We start from the raw sequence: 25,351 nt of genomic DNA on the forward strand, positions 1-25,351 counted from the left end.
CGAGCGTTCCCTGGCAAACCAGTTGCTGCGCCTCGTCAGCGTCGCCCCTGGCGGTTCAGTCGTTGATCAGCTTGCCGGCGCGAATCGCCTCGCGGCCGGCCACCTTGGCCAGCCAGATGCCCGGCTGGGTGTAGCGCCCGCGGTCCAGGGCAAAGAGCACGCCGCTGGTGCCGGCACGCACGGTGCTGACCCTGTCGTTCAAGGGGTCCACCACTTCAAACAGGGCGTCGCCGCGCTCCACCCACTCGCCGGCATCGCGCAGAAAACTGACCACTCCAGGGTGCGGGGCGAACAGGTATTGGGTGCCTTCGAAAGGCATGCCTTCACAGCATTGATCCGGTGCAGCGGGCCACTGGCCACTGATCAGGCCCTGCTCGGCCAGAAAGCCGAGGATGGCCTCGCAGTTGGCTCGCGCTTGCTCGACCCGGGTATCGCCCATGCTGCCCAGCTCCAGGGTGGCGGCCAGGTTGGCCGGGGGAATCGCCGCCTGAGGAAAGTCCCGGGCCAGGCGCAGCCAGGGCGAGGAGCAGGATTCGTCAAAAGAGCTGCCGCCGGAATCCTCGCAAAGCAACGCCACTCCAGCCTTCAGACGCGCCGCCAGGGACTGCCACCGCGGCCAGTGCTGGGGCAAGGCATAGAGGTGGATCGCCGCTTCGAAATCGCAATGCAGGTCGAGGGTGATATCGGCGTCGCAGGCATGGCGCAGCAGCAACCGGTGCAGGGCCTGCAGCTGCGAGCCCGGAGCCGGCAGCTCATCCAGCACCTGGACCATGGTGCGGCGGATCAAGGCGATATTGACGGCGGCATCGGTGCCCAGTTGCTTGCCGATCAAGTCGCCCACCGGACCACTGAGCTCGACGAAGGCACGGTTGAAGTTCTTGCCGCTGCCCAGTTCGAAACGCCCCAGGTGACTGCCCTGAACCTGCTGGTCGAGGCCGATGGGGTTAGCCACCGGCACCAGTTCGATCACGCCCTGCAAACGCCCCTGGCGCTCCAGTTCCGTCAGGCGCTGCTTCAGCTCCCAGGCGGTGCGCATGCCCGGCAGTTCATCGGCGTGCAGGCTGGCCTGGATGTACACCTTGCGGCCACCGCTGCCGAAGCGAAACACGCTGAGCTGGCGTGCAGTGCCCAGGTGGCCCCAGGGCAAGGAATGGTCGATGCGTTGCATAGTGGCTCCAGGGATCAAAAAAGGCGTGGCGCAGAATAAAACAGCGGCGCACAAAAAAGGTGGCGACCGGATCACGGGCGCCACCTTTTTTACCCAAGCTTTGCAGCCTGCGGCTTACTCGCCGTAGACATCAAAGTCGAAGTACTTGTCCTGCACTTGCTTGTACTTGCCGTTGGCGCGGATCTCGGTGATGGCCGTGTTGAATTTCTCTGCCAGCTCCTTGTCGCCCTTGCGCACGGCAATGCCGGCGCCGCCACCGAAGTACTTCGGATCGTTGTACTCGGGACCGACGAAGGCAAAGCCCTTGCCGGCGTCGGTTTTCAGGAAACCGTCGTCGAGGTTGACCGAGTCCGCCAGCAGCGCGTCGACACGACCGGACACCATGTCCAGGTTGGCTTCCTGCTGGGAACCGTAGCGCACCAGGTCGATGCCGGCCGGCACCAGCACTTCAGTGGCGAAACGGTCATGAGTACTGGCGCGCAGTACGCCGACTTTCTTGCCCTTGAGCTCGGTCAGCGGGTCCTTGACCGTGGTGCCGGCCTTCATCACGAAGCGCGCCGGGGTGTGATAGTACTTGATGGTGAAATCGACGTTCTTCTTGCGATCGTCGGTGATGGTCATGGACGACAGGATGGCGTCGATCTTCTTCACCTTCAGCGCCGGGATCAGGCCGTCGAACTCCTGCTCGACCCAGGTGCACTTGACCTTCATCTGCTCACACAGGGCATCGCCCAGGTCCACGTCGAAACCGGTGAGCTTGCCGTCGGGCGTCTTCATCGAGAACGGTGGGTAGCCGGCTTCGATACCGATACGGATCGGCTTGGCCTCATCGGCCGAAGCGGTCAGGGAAAACAGCGACAGTGCCAAGGCACCAAACAGCGCAAACTTATTCATTTATAACTCCAGGAGGCGGAGACTTTTATTGGCTGGTTTCGATTATGGGCAAATCGAAGTGGCCAGCAGTCTAGAGCGGCTCCCGGGAAGCAAATTGTGTTTATGCGACAAATACTTATAAAAAACATGCAGCCGCGATTCTGTGCCCTCCCCCTCGCCCCGGCGTGGTGCGTTTGTCCCTGAACCACCCGACGTTCGCCTCAGAACGGACCATTTTTACCGACACATCCTGCGCTAGCCGTAGCCTGGGGCCGCCGCCAGCGCAGTGGCCCCTCAGCAGGCGCAGGACAGATCCGGCCCCTCGCTGCGCGGTTGCCCGGTGCTGAGCTCGAAGCCCTCATCGAGCCAGCCGGTGACCCCACCGATCATCTCCTTGACCGGGTATTCCAGGGCCGCCAGCTTGACCGCCGCCTTGTTCGCACCGTTGCAGTGAGGACCGGCGCAATACACCACGAACAGGGTGTCGCGGGGATAACCGGCCAGCTGTTCGACGGTGAGCAAGTGCCCGGGCAGATTGATCGCCCCGGGGACATGGCCGCGGGCAAAGGCCTCGGGGCCCCGCACATCCACCAGGACAAAATCCACTTCACCGGCCTCCTGGCTGCTGTAGACGTCAGAACAGTCGGTTTCAAAGGTCAGGCGGTTGCAAAAATGCATCAGGGCAATGGCCGAAGGGGCGGCGGCAATGCTGCGGACCAGGCTGGTCATGGGCGTCTCCAGAACGTCGCGATTAAGATGGGAAGAACTTTATCGGCCCTGCCCCACCGCGTTAAAGTGGCGCCCCGGACACCCACTGGTAACTTTCCGCCAAATGCACAATCCTCCCGGTTTGGTCGCGATCCTGGCTTACGACGGCCTTTGCACCTTCGAATTCGGCATCGCCGTGGAAATCTTCGGCCTGGCCCGGCCAGAGTTCGATTTTCCCTGGTATGAGCACTGCATCGTCGCCGTGGACCCGGGGCCGATGCGCGCTGCGGGCGGTATCCGGATACTGGCCGATGGCGGCCTGGAACTGCTGGAGCAGGCCCGGACCATCATCATTCCCGGCTGGCGCAGCCGCGACCAGGCGCCGCCGCCCGAGCTGATGGAAGCCCTGCGGCGGGCCTACCAGCGCGGCGCACGGCTGCTGTCGATCTGCTCGGGGGTGTTCGCTCTGGCGGCCAGCGGCCTGCTCAACGGCCTGGGCGCCACCACCCACTGGCGCTACACCCAAGAGCTGGCCGAGCGCTTCCCGGACATCTGGGTGGACCCGGACGTGCTCTATGTGGACGCCGGCCAACTGATCACGTCTGCCGGCAGCGCCGCCGGGATCGATGCCTGCCTGCACCTGGTGGCCCGGGACTTTGGCACTCGGGTGGCCAACAGCGTGGCCCGACGCCTGGTGATGTCGCCCCAGCGTACCGGCGGCCAGGCCCAGTTCATTCCGGCTCCGGTCAGCCGCACCCCGCGCAGCGACCTGTCGCAGGTCATGCAATGGGCTCGGGAGCGCCTGCATGAGCCGCTGACGGTAAGCGACCTGGCGGCCCGGGCGCTGATGAGCGAACGCACCTTCTTGCGACGTTTCAGCGCCGCCACCGGCGCCACGCCCAAGGCCTGGCTGCAGCATGAGCGACTGGCCCGGGCCCGGGAACTGCTGGAAAGCGGCAGCCAGACCACGGAAAGCATCGCCCTGCATTGCGGTTATCGTTCGGTGGAAAGTTTTCGCGTGGCTTTTCGCAGCCTGGTGGGCCTGCCGCCCTCGGCCTACCGCGAACGCTTCGGCCAAAAATCCCCCTCGTAGGAGCCGGCTTGCCGGCGAAGAACACGACGTTCATCCGGTGGTGTCCATCCCGGCCTCTTCGCGGGCAAGCCCGCTCCTACGGGAAAAGAGGGAGAGCCCGCTGCCGGCGAAGAACACCACGCTTATCCGGTGGCGTCCATTGCGGCCAGTGTCTAAGGCTCCGGTTTGCGCAGAAGGTAGGTATCCATGATCCAGCCATGCGCCTCGCGTGCTTGGCGACGGACCCGCTGGATGTCGTCGGCGACCTCGTCCAGGCGCCCGGCAATGAGGATTTCGTCCGCCGTGCCCAGGTAGGCACCCCAATAGATGTCCAGATCCTGATTGCGCAGCTGGCGGTAGGCGTCCTCGGCATCGAGCATCACCACCTGGCTGTCGGCATCACCGGCCTGCCCCGCCGCCAGACGGCGGCCGGTGGTGATTTCCACAGAGCGGCCGATGCGGTTGAGCGGCACTTTGTGCTGCGCGGCCAGGGCCTGGACGCTGGTGATGCCGGGGATCACCTGATACTCGAACTGCGCCGCCCCACTGGCCAGGATCTGCTGCAGGATGCGCAGGGTGCTGTCATACAGCGACGGGTCGCCCCAGGCCAGGAAGGCACCGGTCTGGCCCTCTGCCAGTTCCTCGTTGATCAGCCGCTCGAAGACCTGCTGCTTGTCCTGGTTCAGGGCCTGGACGCTGGCCTGGTAGTCCACATCGCCGCGCTGGCGTTCCGGGGTCTGGGCTTCGACGAAGCGATAAGGACGCTCGGTGAGATAACGCTGGCACAGCTCGCGCCGTAGATCGATCAGCGAGTCCTTGCTCGGCCCCTTGTCCATCAGGAACACCACGTCACTGCGGTTCAGCGCCTTGATCGCCTGAATGGTGATGAAATCGGGGTTGCCGGCGCCGATGCCGATGATCAGGAGGGTTTTCATGGGGATCTGGTTCTCGCTGCTGTGCCAGGGGGCAAGTATGGGCGGCTTTGACGCCCGGAGAAATGCCCCGAACGCCCGGCACAGGTCTCAGTCACGGCCATCCAGGCGCAGGCGCCAGCGACCGGCATGGCTGAGATCGATCCGCGACAGGGGCTCGATATCCATCAGGTTGAAACTGCCCAGGGGCGCCTGCAGCAACTGCAGCAGCACCGCACGCATGACAAAGGGATGGGTCACTGCCAACCAGTGCCCCGGACGCTGGGCCATCTGCTCCAGCCACTGCGCCACGCGCCGGCACAACCCGGCGACCGACTCGCCTCCCGGCGGAGCGCTGTGAGGGTCATCCAGCCAGGCCTGCAAGGCTTGCGGCTGCTGGCGTTGCAGATCGCCGATCCCCATCCCCTGCCAGGCACCGAAGCCATAGTCACGCAGGGCTTCCTGCACTTGCGGCGCTGCGCTGAACAGCGCCGCCGTCTGACAGGTCCGCCGCTCCGGCCCGCACAGCACCTGCGGATGGTGCCTGAACTGCGCCGCCCGGCTCAGGGCCTGGGCCTGCCAATCCATCTCCACGGCTTCGTCCAGGGGAAAGCGCCCCAGCTTCTGGGCGGCGGTACGGGCGTGGCAGATCAGCGTCAAACGGGTGGCCGGCAAGGGGTTATCTCGACAAAGGAACATCAGGGCTGAGGCCGGTTTTTTAGCACGACCACGGGGCTATTTCCCAGCAGGAGACAGGTTGAAAATTCCTGAGAAACTCAAGAAACGCCTGATCACCAAACAAGAAATGGCTTATAGGCAACCCAAGCAGCAGGCCTTTATTCTCCGCGAAGTTCCCACACTTCGACTCGAATCAGGTACCTCGACACCATGCACAGCGGTATGTGGGAGCTCCTGTCTCTCGACCTTGCGCTCAACGCCTCGCTCCAGCCCATCGTCCTGCTGCAATACGTTGCCCTGGTAGGGATCTTCAGCATCCTGCTGATGCTGCGTCAGGACGCCCAGCGGCTGATCAAGTCGAAAAAGATCCTGCTGGGTTTGATCCTGGGCACCAGCAACGCCGCCTTGATCGCCCTCGCCTCCGGGTTCATGCAGACCCCGGTGAAGATTTTCCTGAGCAACGACATGCTGTTTCTCGCCGGTTTGCTGGGAGGCTGGTGGGGCGGCATGACCTGCCTGGTCCTGGTGGCACTGGCTCGTTACTGGATTGCCGGCGCCGCGCAGTTCGAAGAGGCGCTGTTCAGTTTTAGCCTGGTGGCCCTGGGGGGCATGCTGCTCCATCGCTGGTTCGAAACCCGCGACCTGAGCGCCCTGAGCCTGAAGGACATGCTGCTGGTGATCCTGATGCGCCTCGGCGCGGCCATCGTCCCGATGCAGATCATCGACTGGATGGGCACGGTCAGCTCCAGCATCACCGCGCAACTGCTGTCCTTGCGACTGAGCTCGACCCTGTTCTCCCTGCCCATGATCATCCTGATATTCGCCATGCTGCGCCGCGAAGCGCGCTACCAGTTGGCCCAGCAAAGCCTGCTGCAACAGGCCCTGACCGATCCGACCACCCAACTGCCCAATCGCCGTGCCCTGCGCGACCACCTCGACCAGGTGCTGGAGCAAAACAAAGAGCGGCGCGTCCCCCACACCCTGATCGTGATCAAAATCAGCAACCTCAAGGACCTGGTCGCCATCCACGGCCATGACTGGACCGACCAGTTGCTGATCTCCCTGGCGCAAGAATTCAGCAGCGGCGCCTCCAGCCATGCCCTGCAAGCCAGTGCCGCCCACCGCGCCTTCATGTTCTCGGACCTGAGCCTGGCACTGGTGGTGCCGTACCGCTCCATCCAGCAGGTCGAAGAATCGGCGCTGCTCGCCACCCTGCAGATGACCTTGCAGGCCGGTTTGCCCAGCGACGGCAGCCTGTCGCCCAAGCTGCAGTTCTGCGTGATCGATGCCTGTGCCGGGGACAGCGCCAACGTCACCTTGCGCAACATCAGCCTGGCCCTGCAGGACAGCAGACAGCCGGTGCGTTACCTGCGCCAGTCGCTGATCGAACAGGCCCAGAGCAACGAACGCATCCGCCAGCAACTGCTGGAGTGGGTGCGATCGAACACCCCGCCGCTGTATTACCAGCCCAAGTTCTGCCTGAGCCAACGCACGATCATCGGCGCCGAAGCCCTGCTGCGGGCCCAGGACGACCAGGGCGCGGCGATTTCCCCCTTGCTGATCCTGGAAGTGATCCGCCACCACGACCTGCAGCAAGCCTTCGAATGGGCGACCATCGAAGCGGTGATCCGCGACGCCCGGTACTACATCGATGCCGGACTCAAGGGACCGCTGGCGGTGAACGTCTCGTCCTCGACCCTGAGCGATGCCAACTTTGCCGTCCTGCTGATCCAGCGCCTCAAGGAAGCCGGGCTTCCCGGCGCTCGCCTGACCCTGGAACTGACCGAGAGCACCCTGCTGCAAGACACCCAGCAAGTGGCGCACAACATGCTTCTGCTCAAGGATCACGGCGTGGGATTGTCCCTGGACGATTTCGGCACCGGCTACTCGGCCCTGAGCATCCTGGCCAAGTATCCTTTCAGCGAAGTGAAGATCGACCACTCGATGATTTCCCTGCTGCACTATGAACGGATGCGCACCGCGGTCTCCATCGCCCAGGAAAGCGCACGCCTGTACCAGGCGACACTGACAGCCGAAGGGGTTGAAACCCAGGAGCAGATCGACATTCTCCAGAGCATTGGCATCCGCTGCGCCCAGGGCTACATCTTCTCCCCGGCAGTCCCCCTGGCCGAACTGATCGAACTGGATAGCGACGGGCCAAAGAAAGCGCCCCTCGATCAACCAGTGGGCAGCGTGGGCAAAGCCTGAGCGCCTTGATCGAACGCCTTTCGCCCAGCGCCTCATTGCCCACCTTGTTGATCCATTCCGTCAGGTCAGGCGCCGACTCGCCGGCGAAGAGCCCCGCAAGACCTGCAGCGCCTGGGCGGGCGCCTTCGCTGGCAAGCCAGCTCCCACGGAGGCCCAACCACCGCAGCTCCTACAGAAACGCACGCCCCCTAGCTTCAGGCCGGCCGCAAGGCCGCCGTCTGGCTCTTGATCTTGATCTTGATCTGAACGCCCCGTTAACCACGATGGCCGAACGCAGGCATTGAGCCGTGGGTAACCCGGCAGGGATGCCGGGTTAGCCGCCACCCGGCCATGGATGGCCGGTGGCGGCGGCCCACGGATCAATGCCGGAGTGAGGGCATGCCGAGCCTAGGCGAGGCACCGAGTGGAGGGGCAGAGCGTTTTGCTTACTTTTGTCTGGGCCGGCATTCCGGATTTTCAAAAGTGAGTCGCTGTAAGAGCCATCCCTTTCAAGGTCTTTGCCTAAATCGCGTCCTACGCCAATTCCAGGATGAAATTAAGAAAAAAACGAGTTGAATTTAGCTCAGCCAGCATCTCTTTTGGTCAAAAAATGATCATGCTTTGGGGCTTTTTCCAAAGACCTTGAAAGGGATGGCTGTAAGAGCGAAACCATAAGTGGCCGTGACCGCAGCAACGGATATGCCCCCCAATCAGGAGACCCAAACAATGCCCACTCAGCCCCTCCAGCTCCCCTACGCCTGGGCCAAATCCCAACGCATTCTCCTGCGCCACAGCGAGCAGGGCGCCACCCTGCTGGTCTGCCCCTCGACCCCCGGCTGGTCCATCAGCGAAGCCCGCCGCCAGTTCGGCCCCGCACGCCTGGAGCGCATCCGCGACGACGAACTCGACGGTCTGTTGGCCACGGCCTACGCCGACACCGGCAGCGCCGCAGCGGTGGTCGGGGCCGCGGAGAATGAGGTGGACCTGGACCGCCTGATGCAGGACATGCCGGAAATCACCGACCTGCTGGACACCCAGGACGGCGCCCCGGTGATCCGCATGATCAACGCCTTGCTCACCCAGGCCGCGCGGGACGAGGCCAGTGATATTCATATCGAGCCCTTTGAAACCCACTCGGTGGTGCGCTACCGGGTCGACGGCACCCTGCGCGATGTGGTCTCGCCGCGCAAGGCGCTGCACGGGGCGCTGGTGTCGCGGATCAAGATCATGGCCCAGTTGGATATCGCCGAAAAACGCTTGCCCCAGGACGGGCGCATCGCCTTGCGGGTGGCCGGGCGGCCCATCGACATTCGGGTGTCCACGGTGCCCACCGGCCATGGCGAGCGGGTGGTGATGCGGCTGCTGGACAAGCAGGCCGGGCGCCTGCAACTGGAAACCCTGGGCATGGACCCGGACCTGCTGGCGCGTCTGGATGGCCTGATCCGCCAGCCCCACGGCATCGTCCTGGTCACCGGGCCCACCGGCAGCGGCAAGACCACCAGCCTCTACGCCGCCCTGGCCCGGCTGGATGCCAGCACCAGCAATATCCTCACCGTCGAGGACCCGGTGGAATACGACCTGCCGGGCATCAGCCAGATCCAGGTCAACGCCAAGATCGACATGACCTTCGCCCTGGCGCTGCGGGCGATCCTGCGCCAGGACCCGGACGTGATCATGATCGGCGAGATCCGCGACCTGGAAACCGCGCAGATCGCGGTCCAGGCCTCGCTTACCGGGCACTTGGTGCTGGCCACCCTGCACACCAACGACGCGGTGTCGGCGGTCAACCGCCTGATCGACATGGGGGTGGAGCCGTTCCTGTTGGCCTCGTCGATGCTCGGGGTGCTGGCCCAGCGGCTGGTGCGGCGCTTGTGCAACCAGTGCAAGCAAGCTGATCCGGCCAATCCCGGCACCTGGCACCCGGTGGGTTGCCCGGCCTGCAACCACATTGGCTACAGCGGCCGCACCGGGATTCATGAGCTGTTCTGCATCGACGATGACATCCGCAGCCTGATCCACCAGGGCGCTGACGAGCAGGCCCTGCGGGCAGCAGCGCGGCGGGCGGGGATGCTGAGCATGCGTGAGGATGGCGAGCGCTGGGTACGCAGCGGCGCCACCGCACCGGAAGAAATCCTACGTGTGACACGGGACGCCTGATGAATCGCTATCGCTACGAAGCCGCCGACGCCCTCGGCAAGATCGAGTCCGGCCACCTGGAAGCCGACAGCCAGGGCGCGGCTTTCGCCAGCCTGCGCAGCCGCGGCCTGACCGCACTGCAGGTGCAACTGGACAGCAACCCAGGCAGCGGCGCAGCTGGGGGGCTCTTCAGCCCCAGGCTCAGCGACAACGACCTGGCCTGGGCCACGCGCCAGCTGGCCAGCCTGCTGGGGGCCAGCCTGCCTCTGGAGGCGGCGCTCAGCGCCACGGTGGAGCAGGCCGAGCGCAAGCACATCGCCCAGACCCTGAGCGCGGTGCGCGCGGATGTGCGCAGCGGCATGCGCCTGGCCGAGGCTCTGGCGGCGCGTCCCCGGGACTTTCCGGAAATCTACCGGGCACTGATTGCCGCAGGTGAAGAGTCCGGCGACCTGGCCCAGGTCATGGAGCGGCTGGCGGACTATATCGAGGAGCGCAACGGCCTGCGGGGCAAGATCCTCACTGCCTTTATCTACCCCGGGGTGGTGGGCCTGGTGTCCATCGGCATCGTGATCTTTCTGCTCAGTTATGTGGTGCCCCAGGTGGTCAGCGCCTTTTCCCAGGCCCGCCAGGATCTGCCGGGGCTGACCCTGGCCATGCTCAATGCCAGCGACTTCATTCGTGCCTGGGGCATCCAGTGTTTCGGCGCCCTGGTGGCGGGGTTCTGGGGGTGGCGGCTGTACCTGCGCAACCCCCGGGCACGCTTGAGCTGGCACAGCCGGATTCTGCGCCTGCCGCTGTTCGGGCGTTTTGTCCTGGGGTTGAACACCGCGCGTTTCGCCTCGACCCTGGCGATTCTCAGTGGCGCCGGGGTGCCGCTGCTGCGGGCCCTGGACGCGGCGCGCCAGACCCTGTCCAACGACCGCCTGAGCCAGAGCGTCAGCGAGGCCACGGCCAAGGTGCGCGAGGGGGCCAACCTCGCGGCTGCGCTGCGGGTGGAGAAAGTCTTCCCGCCGGTGCTGATCCACCTGATCGCCAGTGGTGAAAAGACCGGGGCCTTGCCGCCGATGCTGGAGCGGGCGGCCCTGACCCTGTCGCGGGATATCGAACGCCGGGCCATGGGCATGACCGCGTTGCTCGAACCGCTGATGATCGTGGTCATGGGCGGTGTGGTGCTGGTGATCGTGATGGCGGTGATGCTGCCGATCATCGAGATCAACCAGTTGGTCACTTGAACCGCACAACCCGACCGGACCTGACCCCGTCCGGCCCGGTCTGGGCCGGTCCGTAGGAGCTGGCTTGCTAGCGAAGGCGTCGGCCCCGGCGATGCAGGTCTCGCGGGCCCCTTCGCCGGCAAGCCGGCTCCTACGAGGGGCGTAGCGAAGGTGTGGTCCGAAGCGCAGGGCAGCTGGAAAATTTCACGCGGCCTGCCTCACTCCCGACCCGGCAATCGGCCAAGCTCGGGTTCCTTGTTCTGTCATGTTCCGGCGCTGTCTGCACTAGCTTCGGCGCTTGCAGAGCGATGCCGGCGCCAGCTCGGGCAACCTGGCGCTCACCTACCCGGGAAAGGCCCGGAAAACGGCGCCAAACACCCGAGAATCTTTTGCCAAAACAGTCGGTTTCTCCCGAGGTTTTTTCCTTTATCTGTCACCGGAAGCTGCGAACTTCTCTCTCCATGGCCTCACCCCTCAAGCCCTCTGGATCAAGGCTTCTGGCCCGAGTGCCATGGCGTCATGCAAGAGCTATTCACCCAACGTACGAACACGACGAAAGGAGATTCTTCATGTTTAAGCGCAACGTTCTCGCGGCATCCCTGACCCTGGCTGCCCTGTGCTCGGCACAGGCTGCCCTGGCTGATATCAACGGCGGTGGCGCCACCCTGCCACAACCGCTGTACCAGACCGCTGGCGTACTGACCGCCGGCTTCGCTCCCTACATCGGCGTAGGCAGCGGCAACGGCAAGGCTGCCTTCCTGAACAACGACTACACCAAGTTCGTGGCCGGCACTACCGGCAAGAACGTGCACTGGGCCGGTAGCGATTCCAAGCTCTCTGCCGCTGAACTGAGCGCCTACGCCACCGGTCACGAAGCGGCCTGGGGCAAACTGATCCAGGTGCCTTCGGTGGCCACTTCGGTTGCCATTCCGTTCAACAAGGCCGGCACTGCTGCGGTCAACCTGAGCGTCAATGACCTGTGCGGCGTGTTCTCCGGCCGTGTTTCCGACTGGAGCCAGATCGCCGGTTCAGGCCGTACTGGCACCATCACCGTGGTTTACCGCAACGAAAGCAGCGGCACCACCGAGCTGTTCACCCGCTTCCTGAACGCCAAATGCGCCGAGACCGGCACCTTCGGCGTGACCACCAACTTCGCTACCAGCTACACCGGTGGCCTGCCTGCCGGCGCTGTGGCCGCAGTGGGCAGCCAAGGCGTGATGGATGCCCTGAACGCCGGCGACGGCCGCATCACCTACATGAGCCCGGACTACGCCGCGCCAAGCCTGGCCGGTCTGGACGACGCCACCAAGGTGGCCAAGGTGGCCGGCGTTTCGCCTGCACCTGCCAACGTTTCCGCCGCCATCGGTGGCGTTCCGGTTCCAGCTGCGGCCGATCGCGGCAATCCGGACAAGTGGGTACCTGTCTTCGGCAAGGCCGGCGCGACCGGCACCGTGCCTTATCCCGATACTGGCTACCCAATCCTGGGCTTCACCAACCTGATCTTCAGCCAGTGCTATGCCGACGCCACTCAGAGCACCCAGGTACGTAACTTCTTCGCCCGTCACTACGGCGCGACCACCAACAACGACGCGGCCATCACCGCCAACCGTTTCGTACCACTGCCTACCGCTTGGAAAACCGCGATCCGCACCACCTTCGTGACCGCTTCCAACACCCTGAGCATCGGCAACACCAACGTCTGCAACAACATCGGTCGTCCGCTGTAACGGCGAACCCCACCGAGCGGCAACACCCGATCAGCAACGGTTTCGGTCGTTGCTGATTTTTTCATCCAGCATCTGTTCAGAGCGCGCATCCAGCGGGCTTACGCCCTGCGCACAGCCAGTGACACCCGCTAGATGAATTTTCCGTGACATCCGTTCGGTCGCGCCCCGCGCCAACGGCCTATCCCCTAAAGCAGTGACGCGTGCCCTGGGCCCTATCAGCGTCGCGCTCCCGTGGGCGTCATAACAAAGGATGAGTAGTCATGGTTCGCTGCAAACCACCGGTCAAATCCCCAGCCCTGCGCCTTGATGGCGAGATGCCGAGCCTGCGGCTCAAGCCCCTGGCCCAGGCCATTGCCTTGCTGATGGTGGCGGGCAGTGCCCATGGCGCCACGGCCTTCAGTTCCGGCTGGTTTGCCGCCAAGGGCGCGTCCCAGGCCGCCACCGCCGCGCGCACCAACGGCCAGGTGCCGGGGATTCCGTCGTTGTCCCAGCAGACCCGTGCCAACCAGCAGTTGCAGCGTTCCTTGAGCAATCTCAACGCCAGCGTCGCCGCCATTGCCGCCCAGCAGGCGGCCCAGGCCGCAGCGCGTCAGGCGGCGTTCGGCACGGTGAGCCAGATTCCCGATGGCCTCGGCCAGGGCGGGCTCAAGGTCGACAACAGCCTGGCCCAGGGCTGGATCAACGCCAAGGGTCCGGTGCAGAGCCAGTCCGGCGGCAAGACCACGGTGACCATCGAACAGACCGCCGACAAAGCCATTCTCAACTGGGAGACCTTTAACGTCGGGCGCAACACCACCGTGGATTTCCAGCAGCAGTCCAACTGGGCGCTGCTGAACAAGGTCAACGACCCCAACGGTCGGCCCAGCGAGATCCAGGGCCAGATCAAGGGCGCCGGTACGGTGATGATCATGAACCGCAACGGGGTGATCTTCAGCGGCACCAGCCAGGTCAACGTGCGCAACCTGGTGGCGGCTGCGGCCACCATCAGCGACGAGCAGTTCACCAAGCAAGGCCTTTATGTGGACGCCAACGGCACCCAGCCGACCTTCACCGATGCCCTGGGCAAGGTCCAGGTGCAGCGCGGTGCGCTGATCCAGACCCACCCGGCGGCCAGCTCCACCGAGTCCGGTGGCTACGCCTTGCTGCTGGGGTCGGAAGTGGAAAACGCCGGCACCATCGTCACCGCCAAGGGCCAGACCACCCTGGCTGCCGGCGACAGTTTCTACATCCGCCGCGGGGTCGGCACCAGCGGCAACCAGCACTCGACGACACGGGGCAACGAGGTCGCCACCTCGCTCAAGCCCGGCAGCACGGCGGGCACGGTCAACAACACTGGCCTGATCATGGCGTCCACCGGCGACATCACCCTGACCGGGCACCGGGTGCAACAGAACGGCGTGGCCCTGGCCAGCACCTCGGTGGACACCCGCGGCACCATCCATTTGCTCAACGCCGCCAGCGACAGCACCGGCAGCGTGACCCTGGGGCAGGGCAGCACCACCGCGATCCTGCTGGACAGCAGTGGCAACACCGCCCTGGACAGCCAGCGCAACAATGGCCTGATCAACCTCGACGGCACCCCGACCAACCTGATCACCGGGCAGTTCAACAACTTGAGCAGCGTGGCCGACCGCAGCGACCAGTCGCGGGTGGAGATCGTCAGCGGCGGCAGCGTGGACTTCCAGAACGGCTCCATCACCCTGGCCACCGGTGGCCAGGTGGCGGTCAGTGCCGGGCAGCGCAGCCTGGTGCGCGACGGTGCGGTGATCGACGTGGCCGGCGCGGTCGGGGTCAAGGTGGCGATGGAGTCCAACACCATCAAGATCAACGTCCAGGGCAACGAGCAGCGCGACTCGGCGGGCAACCGCGACAGCGGCCAGTTGATCAACAACGACGTCTGGGTCGACCTGCGCGAGCTGGTGTTCGTTCCGGCGGGCACCAACGGCTATGCCACCGATCGCTGGTACACCGCCGGCGGCCTGCTGGAAGTGGGCGGCTACCTGGGCACCCAGGGCCACAACATTGGCGAGTGGATGGCCCAGGGCGGCACCCTGACCTTCACCGGCAAGGAGGTGGTGACCCAGTCTGGGGCCCAGTTGAACCTGTCCGGCGGCACCGTCGACGTGCAGGCCGGCTACATCCAGCAGACCTGGCTCAAGGGCGTTGACGGGCGCCTGTACGAGCTGTCCCGGGCCCCGGGGGATTTGCTCTACACCGGCATCTACAAGGGCTACGTGGACAGCAGCCCGCGCTGGGGCCGCACCGATTACTACTACAACCCGCTGATTGCCCAGCAGCGCCGCTACGAGGCCGGTTATACCGTGGGCCGCGACGCCGGCAAGCTGGTGATCGGCACCGGCAATGCAGTGCTTGAAGGCCAGCTGGTCAGCGAAGTGTTCAAGGGCGACCGCCAGACCCAGGCGCCCAACGTCAACCTCGACGGCTACCAGCAATCGCACAAGGCCGCGGCCCAGCGCGCGCAACTGATCATTGGCAACTACACGCCGATCTACAACAAGGCCAGCGGCACCCTGCGCCATGCCCTGAGCCCGACCGTGGACAAGGTGCTGATCGAGGCCAACCAGCAGCAGATTGCCGCCGGCCTGGACCTCACCACAGCCCTGCCGGCCAACCGCCAGGGCCAGCTGGTGCTCGACAGCGACACCCTCAACGGCTTCCAGTTGGGGGCGATCAAGGTCGGCGCCAAACAGCAGATTCAGGTCAACGGCGCGCTGCAGGTGGCGCACGGTGGCGACATCACTCTGTTCGGCCCCCAGGTCCAGCTCAACGCCAACCTCACGGCCCACGGCGGCAGCATCAACGCCGGCAACGTGCTGAACCAGGTGGATGTGAACCGCAACTTCGTGGTCGGCGATGTGATCCTCGCGCCCAGCGGCGGCGCCCAGGCCCGGGTCAATGTGGCCGATGGGGTCAAGCTGGATGTCAGCGGACGCTGGAGCAACCTGGCCCTGGACCCGTCGGACAGCAGCGGCCTGGCCTTTATCAACGGTGGCAAGCTGTCGTTGCGCAGCAGCGGCGACCTCAACCTGGGCAACGGCACCCTGGTGGATGCCAGCTCCGGCGCCAGCCTCGGCTATGACGGCAAGGCCAGCGGTGGCAAGGGCGGCGACGTGACCCTGGCCGCCGACGGCCAGCTCGACCTCAAGGGCGAGCTGCACGGCCATGGAGTCAACGGTGGCGGCACCCTGGCCCTGCAGGCGCACAAGGTGCTGATCGGCGCCAAGGACGTGGCCCCGCAAGCCGGAACCTTGCAACTGGCGGGGGACTTCTTCAACAAGGGTTTCGGTGCCTACGACATCACCGGCAATGAAGGCCTGACGGTGGCCGACGGCGCCCAGGTCGAGGTCAAGATGCCGGTCTACCGCTTCGGAGCCCAGGCTGGCAGCAGTGCCACTGGCAGCGATCCGGCCAGCGTTCTGCAGCCCTGGCTGCCGGACCTGTACCAGCAGGACGCGGCCAAGGGCGTGCTGACCCAGCGCCGTGGCGCCGGGTTGACCCTGAGCGCCGGTAATCAGTACTCCACGGCTGCCCAGTTGGCCACCACGGCGTTGACCGTGGGGCAGGGCGCGGTGATCAGTGTCGACCCGGGGCAGGCCATCAACCTGCGCAGCGTCGGTCAACTGACGATGAACGGCACCCTCAATGCCTGGGGTGGCAGCGTCAGCCTCGGTGGTTTGACCGTGGCCAGTTCCGAGGCCGCCAATGCCGCCGGTCACGGGCGTTCGATCTGGGTCGGCGAGCAGGCGCTGATCGACGTGGCGGCGCGGGCGGTGAGCGCGGTGGACAATCGCGGGCGCCTTTACGGTCAGGTGCGCAATGGCGGCAAGATCGCCATCGGCGGCGAGATCGACCTGGCCAGCGGCATTGCCAAGGCCAGCGACCTGTTTGTGGTGGTGCGCGACGGTGCGCGTCTTGACGCTTCCGGGGCCCAGGCGGCCCTGGACATTCCCGGCCAGGGCCGGGTGCAGGTGGCCAGCAACGGTGGCAGCATCAGCTTCGCCTCCAACAACGGCCTGTACCTGGACGGCAGCTTCGTCGCCCGGGCCGGGGGCGCCGGCGTGGCGGGTGGCACCTTGTCCCTGGCCCTGGAAAGCCCGTACTACATCAAGAACGCGGTCAACGACCGGGTGCTCAAGGCGCGGGAGCTGGTGCTCAGCCAGGTCCACCAGGGCAGTGGGCTACCCGCCAGCGCCGACGCCGCAGCCGCCAGCCTGGAGTACGGCCATGGCCGCCTCGGGGTGGATCAGGTCACGGCTGGCGGTTTCGACAATCTGGCGCTGCTGAGCAACGGCCTGCTGAGCTTCGACGGCGATGTGTCGCTGAACATGGGCCAGAGCCTGCGCCTGTACAGCGGCGCGCTGAACCTGAGCGAGAGTGCCGCGGCCAACGCCCGGGTCAATCTGTCGGCGCCCTACCTGTTGCTGGCGGGCATCCTCGCGCCACTGGAAGCCAAGGACCAGTACCTGCGGCCGGTGTCCACCGGCACGCCGTCGCAACGGGGCACCCAGGCCCAGTTCAACGCCAGCGCCAACCTGATCGATGTGCGCGGCAACGTGGTGTTCGGCAGCAAGGGCAGCTTGCGCCAGGCCGACAACAGCCTGCTGAGCGTCGAGCGCCGTGGCTTCGACGATGTGCAACTGACCAGCCAGGGCGATATGCGTTTCCTCGCCGGGGCCGGTGCCGATGTGATCGCCAAGGGCATCAGCACCCAGTTGCTGACCCAGGGCGACATGACCCTGCGGGCCGCGCAGCTGTACCCGGCCACCGAGGTCGGGGCCCGGGTGATTGCCGGTTACCTCAACGATATCTCCGGCACCCGCATCAACTTCGACCCCAGCCGTACCCTGACCATCGGCCGCACCGGTAATGGCGACCCGGCGGTGCCGTACTCGGCCTTCGGCCGCCTGCAACTGGGCGCGGCCAGCATCAAGCAGGGCGGGGTGATCCGTGCGCCCCTGGGCCTGATCGAGATCGGCAACCTGGGCGCCAGCCAGGTGGAGTTGCTGCCCGGCAGCCTGACCTCGGTCAGCGGCAAGGGCCTGGTATTGCCTTACGGCGGCACCGTCGACGGTCAGGTCTACAAGTACAACGGCAAGACCGTGACCTTCCTCGGCCAGGGTGCCCTGGTGAATGAGAACAGCGACCTGAGCGTCGGGGTGATCCTCGGCGGCCAGTCGGTGCAGGTGCAACCCAATGCCACCGTGGACCTGTCCGGTGGCGGCGAGCTGCTGGGGGCCGGGTTCATTTCCGGGCGCGGCGGTTCCACCGATGCGCGCTACAGCCCGCTGGTGCAGATCGGCGCCAACGGCAGCTTCATCCTGCCGGGCCTGGGCAGTAACCCGATCTACGCCATTGTCCCCGGGGCACAGCCGGGCTATGCGCCGGTGGCCCCGGAAGGCGGCGCGGTGGACCCGTTGATCGGCCAGCAGATCACCATCGGCAGTGGCGTGCCGGGGCTGGCGGCGGGCACCTACACCCTGATGCCGTCCACCTATGCGCTGATGCCGGGGGCCTTTCGCGTCGAAATCAACGGCTTGGCCGGGCTTGGCAGCGAAAGCGCGGCCCAGCAGCTGCGCAATGGCTCCTGGTCCACCGCCGGGCGCCTGTCGATCGCCAACACCGGGATCAGCAACAGCGTGGCCAGCCAGTTGATCCTGACCTCGGCCGATACCCTGCGGCGCTATTCCCAGTACAACGAAACCGGCTACGCCCAGTTCGCCCTGGCCGATGCGGCGCGCCTCGGGGTGCCCCGGCCGATGCTGCCGGTGGACGCCAAGACCCTGAAGCTGGCGCTGCAAGCGGGGGCCGGGGCGGAGGCCTTCTCCTTCCGCGGCATCGGTCGCTTCGACGCCGCCCAGGGCGGCTACGGCGGCACCGTGGCGATCTTGAACATGGGCAGCGGCGGCATTGAAGTGGTGGCCACCGGCAAGTCGGCCACCAGCGGCTTCAGCGGCGTCACCCTGGACGCGGACAGCCTCAATACCCTGGGCGCGGCGCGGCTGATGCTCGGTGGCCTGACGCTGGTCAAATACGGCCAGGGCGGCAACTACATCACCCTGGCCGAAGGCATCAACACGCCCAAGGGCTCCATCACCTTGCGCGAAGGCGTGACCCTGGCCGCGCCGGAAGTGTTCCTGGTGAGCAACAGCGGCGAGATCGTCCTGGAGCAGGGCGCCTCGATCAACACCCTGGGTCGCGGCAAGGCCAGCTATGACGCCCGGGACGGCTTCACCTACCAGGTGGCCAATATGCTGGCGGTGTCCAATGGCCTGCTCAATGTCATCAGCAAGGTCCAGGCCGGCGGGCAAAGCAGCGGCGGCATCAAGGTCGGTTCCTGCGCCAGCGCGCCCTGCAGCGGGCAGACCGCGCTGTATTCCGACGGCAGCATCGTCGCCCTGACCGACAACACCTTCGAACTGGGCGATCAGGTGCGCTACGGCACCCGCCACCTGAACCTGGGCCTGAACAACATCAATGTCGGCAGCCCCGAAGCCCTGGCGGCCGCGGCGGCGGGCAACCGCCTGCCCAGTGGCATGACCCTGACCCAGCAGGTACTGGACCGCCTGCTGCGCGGCGACACCCAGTTCGGTGCGCCGGCCCTGGAGACCCTGCAGCTCTCGGCGCGGGATGGTTTCAACTTCTACGGCAGCGCCACCCTGGACACCTACGACCCGCTGACCGGCAAGTCGCTGCTGAGCAACCTGATGCTCTCCACTCCGGCGATCTACGGCGCGGGCGGGGCCAATGACGTGGCCAGCATCCACACCGCCAACCTGATCTGGCAGGGCGCCGTGACCCCGGCCGGGGCGGTGGTGGCCGGAGGGGCCGGGACCGGCAGCGGGCGTCTTGCGATCGACGCCGAGCGCATCGAGTTCGGCTACGGCGCCTTCGCCCAGCCCAGCACCACCCAGAGCTTCGACCGCCTGGCCCTGGGCTTTGCCAACGTCAACCTGAATGCCAGCCAGCGCATCACCGCCAACCACAAGGGCAGCCTGGCGGTCTACCAGAGCCAGGGCGCCTTCGACCCGCTCAGCGGCTTTGCCTACAGTGGCGGCAACCTGAATATCCTCACCCCGCTGATGACTGGCGAGGCCGGCTCGGTGAACCGCATCACTGCCGGTGGCGCCATCGACATCGGTGCCTCGGCGGGCCCCCGTGGCGCGGCCAATGGCCAGGGCGCGGAACTGTCCCTGCAGGGCGACAGCATCCGTCTGGCCAGCGCCGTGGTCCTGCCCAGCGGCAAGGTGACCCTGGGCGCCCGTGGCGATGTGCTGCTGACCGACGCGGCGCGGGTCGATGTGGCCGGTCGCGCCATCGCGTTCAACGACCTGACCCGATACGGCGCCGGCGGCGAAGTGCTGCTGCAAAGCCGCAGCGGCAACGTGCTGCAGGCGGCCGGCTCGACCATTGATCTTTCGGCCAGCCACAACCAGGCCGGCAAGCTGCGGGTGGTGGCTCTGGACAGCGCGGCCGGGCGGGTCGACCTGGCGGGCAGCATCCTCGGCGGCAGCAGTGGCCAGTACGATGCCGGCGGCACCCTGGTGCCGTTCCTCGGCGGCGCGGTGGAAATCCAGGCCCAGCACCTGGGCAGCAGCGGCAGCCTGGACGAGCAGTTCGCCGCCCTCAACCAGCGCCTGAACCAGGGACAGGTCTTTGGCGCCCGCAGCTTCCAGCTCAAGCAGGGCGACCTGAGCATTGGCGACGGGGTCAAGGCCAGCAGCGTCAACGTCTCGTTGGACCACGGCAGCCTGCGAGTCACCGGGCGGGTGGACGCCAGTGGCGCTCGGGTCGGCAGCATCAACCTGGCGGCCAGCCAGGGCCTGACCCTGGACAGCGGCGCGCTGCTGGATGCCCACGGCAGCACGCTGCGGGTCGACAGCTTCGGCAAGATCATCGATTCGCCGAACCGCGCCAGCGTGGTCCTGAGCTCGGGCCAGGGCCGCCTGACCCTGGCCGACGGCGCACGCATCGACCTGCGCCACGGCACCGATGTGGCGTCGGGCAGCGCCCCGGGGCAGAACGACGGCCGCAGCCGCGGCACCCTGGAGCTGAACGCGCCGCGCATCGTCCAGGCGGACCAGAGCAGCAATGACATCGACATCGATGCCCGTGGCCGCCTGGATATCCAGGGTGCGCGCTCGATCGCGGTCAACGGCATGATCAGCTACGACGATGCCACGGAAAAAACCGACGCCACCGCCAGCGGGCGTCCTTACCAGGAGATCACCCAGGCCTACCTGGATGCCAAGCACCTGCAAAGCACTGCCTTTATCAACGCTGCGCTGCAGAACAACGACCTGCTGCACAACAAGCTGGCCGGCCTGAACAACGCCACCTACGCCGATGCCTTGCACCTGCGGCCCGGGGTGCAGATCGTCAGCAAGACCGCCGACGGCGACCTGGTGGTGCAGGGCGACCTGGACCTGTCCGGCTACCGTTACGCCAGCCTCAACCCCCACACCCAGAAGGACGACAACGTCTACGGCTCCGGTGAAGTGGGCAGCCTGAGCCTGCGCGCCGGTGGCGACCTGAACGTCTACGGCAGCATCAACGATGGTTTCGCGCCGCCGCCGGGCACCGATGACGACAATGGCTGGATTTTGCGGGCCGGCATCGACTTCACCGGTGGCGATATCGTGATTCCGGGGGGCGGCCTGTCCCTGGCCGATGGCACCCTGTTCCCCGGTGGCAGCACCCTCAACTACGACTTGCCGATCAAGGCCCTGACCCTGCCGCAGGGCACGCGCCTGCCAGTGGCGGCGACCCTCAGCGAGAGCCTGGTGCTGCCAGCGGGCACGGTGCTGGCCGCCGCGGTGCGCGACAGCAACGGTACGCTGCTGTTCGCCGCCGGCACCCTGTTGAACCAGAGCCTGACCCTGAACCCGGGCAGCGTGCTGGAGGCCGGCACCCTGCTGACCGCCAATACCGCGGTGAATGCCCTGACCTGGCCCAAGGGCGTGCCCCTGCCGGGCGTAGCCGGGGCGCGTAACCTGGTGGTGCTCGACGGTGGCAAAGAACTGTCCCGTGGGGCGCTGATTCCGTCGGGCACCGATATCAAGCTGCCGGGCGGGGTGGCCTCGGTGCTGTTGCGGCCGGAGAACGGCGGGCGCCAGGGCAAGCTCTGGGCCATCGCGCCGATGCTGACAGAGGGTGCACAGTCCTGGTCCCTGCGCCTGGTGGCCGGGGCCGATACCGCGGCGGCCGACAGCCGCGTGCTGCAGAGCCAGCCCACGGCCGGCAACCTGCACCTAGCGGACAGCCATTACGGGATGTTCGGCCAGGCGCAGTATGTCTGGACCGAAGAGGGCTCCCTGGACTTCTTCGGCGACGACAGCATGGTCGGCCAGCCGGTCAACTTCGACGAGTTCGGTGACCCTGCGCTGTGTGATAACACCCCCAGCTACTGCGCCGTTGGCGATTCCTACACCCTGGTGCCCAGCAGCACCCGTTTCAGCGTTGTGCGCACCGGTGCCGCCGACCTCGACCTGCTGGCGGCGGGCAACCTGAGCATGGATTCGCTGTTCGGCGTGTACACCGCCGGCACCTCCTCCAGTGCCACCTCGGCCAGCGATCCGTACAACCTGGCGCGGGGAGGCAACGGCCAGAAAGTGCTGAACAACGTCGCTGGCGGCTACGAGTCCCTGGTGGACGGTGGCGCTGGCAGTGTCTACCGGGCCTGGTACCCGGACGGCGGCGGCAACCTGCGGATCAAGGTCGGGGCGAACCTCGGCGGCAACATCGTGACCCTGCCCAACCAACTGCCCCCGGGCCGCCCGGTGGCCAGCGACACCGGCAACGACTCCAGCAACGTGGGCAACTGGCTGTGGCGCCAGGGCAACGACCTGAGCGGCGGCGTGGCGCGGGACACCGCCTGGTGGATCAACTTCGGCACCTACACCGCCAACAGCGCCGGCGGCGCCGATCAGATGGTCGGCTTCACCGGCTTCGGCACCCTGGGCGGCGGCAACCTGGAGGTCGAGGTCGGCGGTGATGCCGGTGCCCTGGCGCCCATGGCGGCGCCGGTCTACGCCAGCTACGTCAACCCGCGCAGCACCGGGCTGATCCTGGCGGTGGGCAGCACCGGCCGGGTGGCCGCCGATGGCAGCCGGCAAGTGACCGGCGGTGGCGACCTGACCCTGCGCGTCGGCGGGCAGGTCAACCCCTACAGCCAGGTCGGCTTTGGCGTGTTCAACGGCGCCCTGGTGAACCTGCGCGGCCATGCGCAACTGAGCAGCGCGGCCCTGGGCAGCCTGGACCTGCACTACGGCGCCCAGGCGGCGGACCAGAGCCGCAGCGAAACCCGGGCCTTCGAGCCGCAGCGGGCGACCCTGGCGGTGGCCGCAGGCGGCATGACCCTGATGCCGGGCGATGCCACCTTCAGCCTGTCGACCCGTGGCGACCTGGTGCTGCAGACCGTGGCCGACCCCGGGCGCGCGCCCCTGGCCAATGGCTGGGCCTACCAGAGCGCCAGCGGGGCCACCGGCATCGGCCAGAGCTGGTTCTCCCTGTGGACCGAGCGCAGCGCCATCGACCTGTACTCGGCCGGGGGCAACCTCACGCCGTTGACCAGGGGCACGGAAACCGACATGGCCACCGTCTACCCGCCGACCCTGCGCGCCGTGGCGGCCAGCGGCAGCCTCTACTACGGCCAATCCAGCCTGTATGAGACAGGGGCGGCGGTGGTTCCGGCGGCACTGGTGCTGGCGCCTTCGCTGAACGGCCAGTTGCAGCTGCTGGCCGGTGACTCGATCTACGGTGGCGAGTTGACCGTCAGCCGCTCCAGCGCCTCGGCGCAGGCGCTGGCGACCCCCGAGCACCCAGCCTTCATGGCCACCAGCGCGACCCTGGAAGGGATTCCCCTGGCGGCCAGCGGCAATCTCTCCGCCGATGGCAACCGGGCCCGCGGCGGGGTGTTCCCGCTGTTTGCCTTCGGCCCCAACACGGCGACCAACCAGTGGGCGGGCAACACCGAGCCGTCGCGGTTCTATGCCATCAACGGCGACTTGCTGGGGGTCAGCAGCGGCCGCGTCCTGACCCTCACCACGGCGTCCGACCCACGCCTGGGGCAGACCTACTATGAAGGCGGTGGCGCAGTCTGGATGAAGGCCGGCCAGGACATCGTCAGCAGCGGCACCGGTCTTGGCGGGGCCAAGGGCGGCAACAGCACCTATGGCGAATACACCTTCAGCGGCAACCTGTTCGTGCACCACAACCCCAGCGACATCTCCATCGCCAGTGCCGGGCGCGACATTCTCTACAGCAGCTTCAACGTTGCCGGCCCCGGGACCCTGGAGCTGACCGCGGGGCGCAACATCCTCATGGAAGATCGGGTCAGCGTCACCAGCCTCGGCGCCGTGGCGGCGGGGGACAGCCGTCCCGGGGCGAGCATCGTGATGCAGGCCGGGGTCGGTGCCAGCGGCCCGGATTATCGACGCTTTGTCGAGGCCTATCTGGACCCGAGCCGCCTGGCTCAGCCTGGCGAAAGCCTCTCGGCGGGCAAGGTGGCCAAGACCTACGAGGGTGAGCTGGTGGACTGGCTGGCCCAGCGCTTCGGCTTTGTCGGCGACAGCAGCCAGGCCCGGGCCTACTACGCGGCCTTGCCGGCGGAGCAGCAGCGGGTGTTTGCCCGGGATGTGTATTTTGCCGAGCTCAAGGCCGCCGGCCGCGAGTACACCCAGGACGGCGGGATACGCCAGGGCAGCTACGCCCGGGGCCGGGCGGCGATTGCCGGGCTGTTCCCGAGTACCGATGTGGCCGGTAACCCGATCACCTACAAGGGCGATATCACCCTGTTCGGCGGTGCGGGGGTGCACACCGATTTCGGCGGCAATATCCAGATGCTGACCCCGGGTGGCCACCAGACCTTCGGCATCGAAGGCACGGCGCCGCCGGCCTCGGCCGGGGTCATCACCCAGGGCGCGGGGGACATCCAGCTGTACTCCCTGGGCAGCATCCTCCTGGGCCAGAGCCGGATCATGACCACCTTCGGCGGCTCGATCATGGGCTGGTCGGCGGCGGGCGACATCAACGCCGGCCGGGGCTCCAAAACCACCGTGGTCTACACCCCGCCCAAGCGGGTCTACGACACCTGGGGCAATGTCAGCCTGTCGCCGTCGGTGCCCAGCACCGGGGCGGGGATTGCCACCCTCAACCCGATTCCCGAGGTGGCGGCCGGCGACATCGACCTGATCGCGCCCCTGGGCACCATCGATGCCGGCGAGGCGGGTATCCGGGTCTCGGGCAACGTCAACATCGCCGCCCTGCGAGTGGTCAACGCGGCGAACATCCAGACCCAGGGCAAGTCGTCCGGGGTGCCGGTCACGGCGGCGGTCAACACTGGCGCCATGAGCTCGGCCAGTGCCGCGGGTTCGGCGGCGTCCCAGGCAGCGGAGGACGCGGCGCGCAATCAGCAGGCGGCAGCCAAGCAGGGCCGGGCGTCCATCGTCACCGTGGAAGTGCTGGGCTTTGGTTCCGAACCGGTGCAACGCCAGCGTGAAGAAGCCAGCCGCGCCCCGGGCTACAACCCCGACAGCCCGGTGCAGGTCCTGGGGGCCGGGCCCTTGAGCGAACAGGCCCGGGCGCGCCTGACCGATGAGGAGCGTGGGCAACTGACGCTGTAAGGTTCTCTCGTGGTAGCAAGGCGTGGGATGAAGGTGCTG

11 protein-coding genes are annotated in these 25,351 nt (G+C 66.6%); 6 read left to right on the top strand and 5 right to left on the bottom strand.

The window, feature by feature from the left end; translation table 11 throughout:
• Positions 1-55 precede the first annotated feature (55 nt).
• The 3 genes from PQT43_RS27760 to PQT43_RS27770 all read right to left on the bottom strand — a co-directional run bounded on the left by PQT43_RS27760 (position 56) and on the right by PQT43_RS27770 (position 2,770).
• On the bottom strand, positions 56-1,168 hold the full coding sequence (locus tag PQT43_RS27760) for a M14 family metallopeptidase (protein ID WP_102880038.1): 1,113 nt from the start codon (positions 1,166-1,168) through the stop codon (positions 56-58).
• A 114-nt stretch (positions 1,169-1,282) separates the two neighbouring features.
• Entirely contained in the window at positions 1,283-2,062 is a 780-nt protein-coding gene (locus PQT43_RS27765) for an ABC transporter substrate-binding protein (RefSeq protein ID WP_102864119.1), read from the bottom strand.
• Positions 2,063-2,335: 273 nt separating this feature from the next.
• Complete coding sequence (locus tag PQT43_RS27770; RefSeq protein ID WP_102864118.1) at positions 2,336-2,770, bottom strand: rhodanese-like domain-containing protein; 435 nt, start codon at positions 2,768-2,770, stop codon at positions 2,336-2,338.
• Between the two features lie 103 nt (positions 2,771-2,873).
• Between PQT43_RS27770 and ftrA the strand changes: the two genes are divergently transcribed.
• Positions 2,874-3,842 (top strand): transcriptional regulator FtrA, encoded by a 969-nt coding sequence (gene ftrA, locus PQT43_RS27775; protein ID WP_110594960.1) that lies wholly within the window; start codon positions 2,874-2,876, stop codon positions 3,840-3,842.
• Between the two features lie 152 nt (positions 3,843-3,994).
• Here ftrA and cobF read toward each other — a convergent pair whose 3' ends face one another.
• Entirely contained in the window at positions 3,995-4,756 is a 762-nt protein-coding gene (cobF, locus tag PQT43_RS27780; RefSeq protein WP_272755187.1) for a precorrin-6A synthase (deacetylating), read from the bottom strand.
• Between the two features lie 87 nt (positions 4,757-4,843).
• Entirely contained in the window at positions 4,844-5,407 is a 564-nt protein-coding gene (locus tag PQT43_RS27785) for a histidine phosphatase family protein (protein WP_102864115.1), read from the bottom strand.
• A 213-nt stretch (positions 5,408-5,620) separates the two neighbouring features.
• Here PQT43_RS27785 and PQT43_RS27790 point away from each other — a divergent pair, with 213 nt between their 5' ends.
• The 5 genes from PQT43_RS27790 (at position 5,621) to PQT43_RS27810 (ending at position 25,312) form a co-directional block, all read left to right on the top strand.
• Positions 5,621-7,618 (top strand): GGDEF domain-containing phosphodiesterase, encoded by a 1,998-nt coding sequence (locus PQT43_RS27790; RefSeq protein WP_272755189.1) that lies wholly within the window; start codon positions 5,621-5,623, stop codon positions 7,616-7,618.
• Between the two features lie 705 nt (positions 7,619-8,323).
• Positions 8,324-9,754 carry a type II secretion system ATPase GspE gene (gene gspE, locus PQT43_RS27795; protein ID WP_123390513.1) on the top strand — a complete coding sequence of 477 codons (1,431 nt, stop codon included), beginning with the start codon at positions 8,324-8,326 and terminating at the stop codon, positions 9,752-9,754.
• Entirely contained in the window at positions 9,754-10,965 is a 1,212-nt protein-coding gene (gene gspF / locus PQT43_RS27800) for a type II secretion system inner membrane protein GspF (protein ID WP_102863338.1), read from the top strand. The genes gspE and gspF overlap by 1 nt, the downstream gene beginning before the upstream one ends.
• A 548-nt stretch (positions 10,966-11,513) precedes the next feature.
• The gene (locus PQT43_RS27805) at positions 11,514-12,671 is read left to right on the top strand and encodes a substrate-binding domain-containing protein (RefSeq protein ID WP_272755191.1); all 1,158 of its coding nucleotides are present in this window, start codon (positions 11,514-11,516) and stop codon (positions 12,669-12,671) included.
• Positions 12,672-12,931: 260 nt separating this feature from the next.
• Positions 12,932-25,312 (top strand): filamentous haemagglutinin family protein, encoded by a 12,381-nt coding sequence (locus PQT43_RS27810; RefSeq protein ID WP_272755193.1) that lies wholly within the window; start codon positions 12,932-12,934, stop codon positions 25,310-25,312.
• Positions 25,313-25,351: the final 39 nt, after the last annotated feature.

The sequence above is a fragment of the Pseudomonas sp. BLCC-B112 genome (assembly GCF_028550695.1).
Taxonomy (GTDB): Bacteria; Pseudomonadota; Gammaproteobacteria; order Pseudomonadales; family Pseudomonadaceae; genus Aquipseudomonas; species Aquipseudomonas danubii.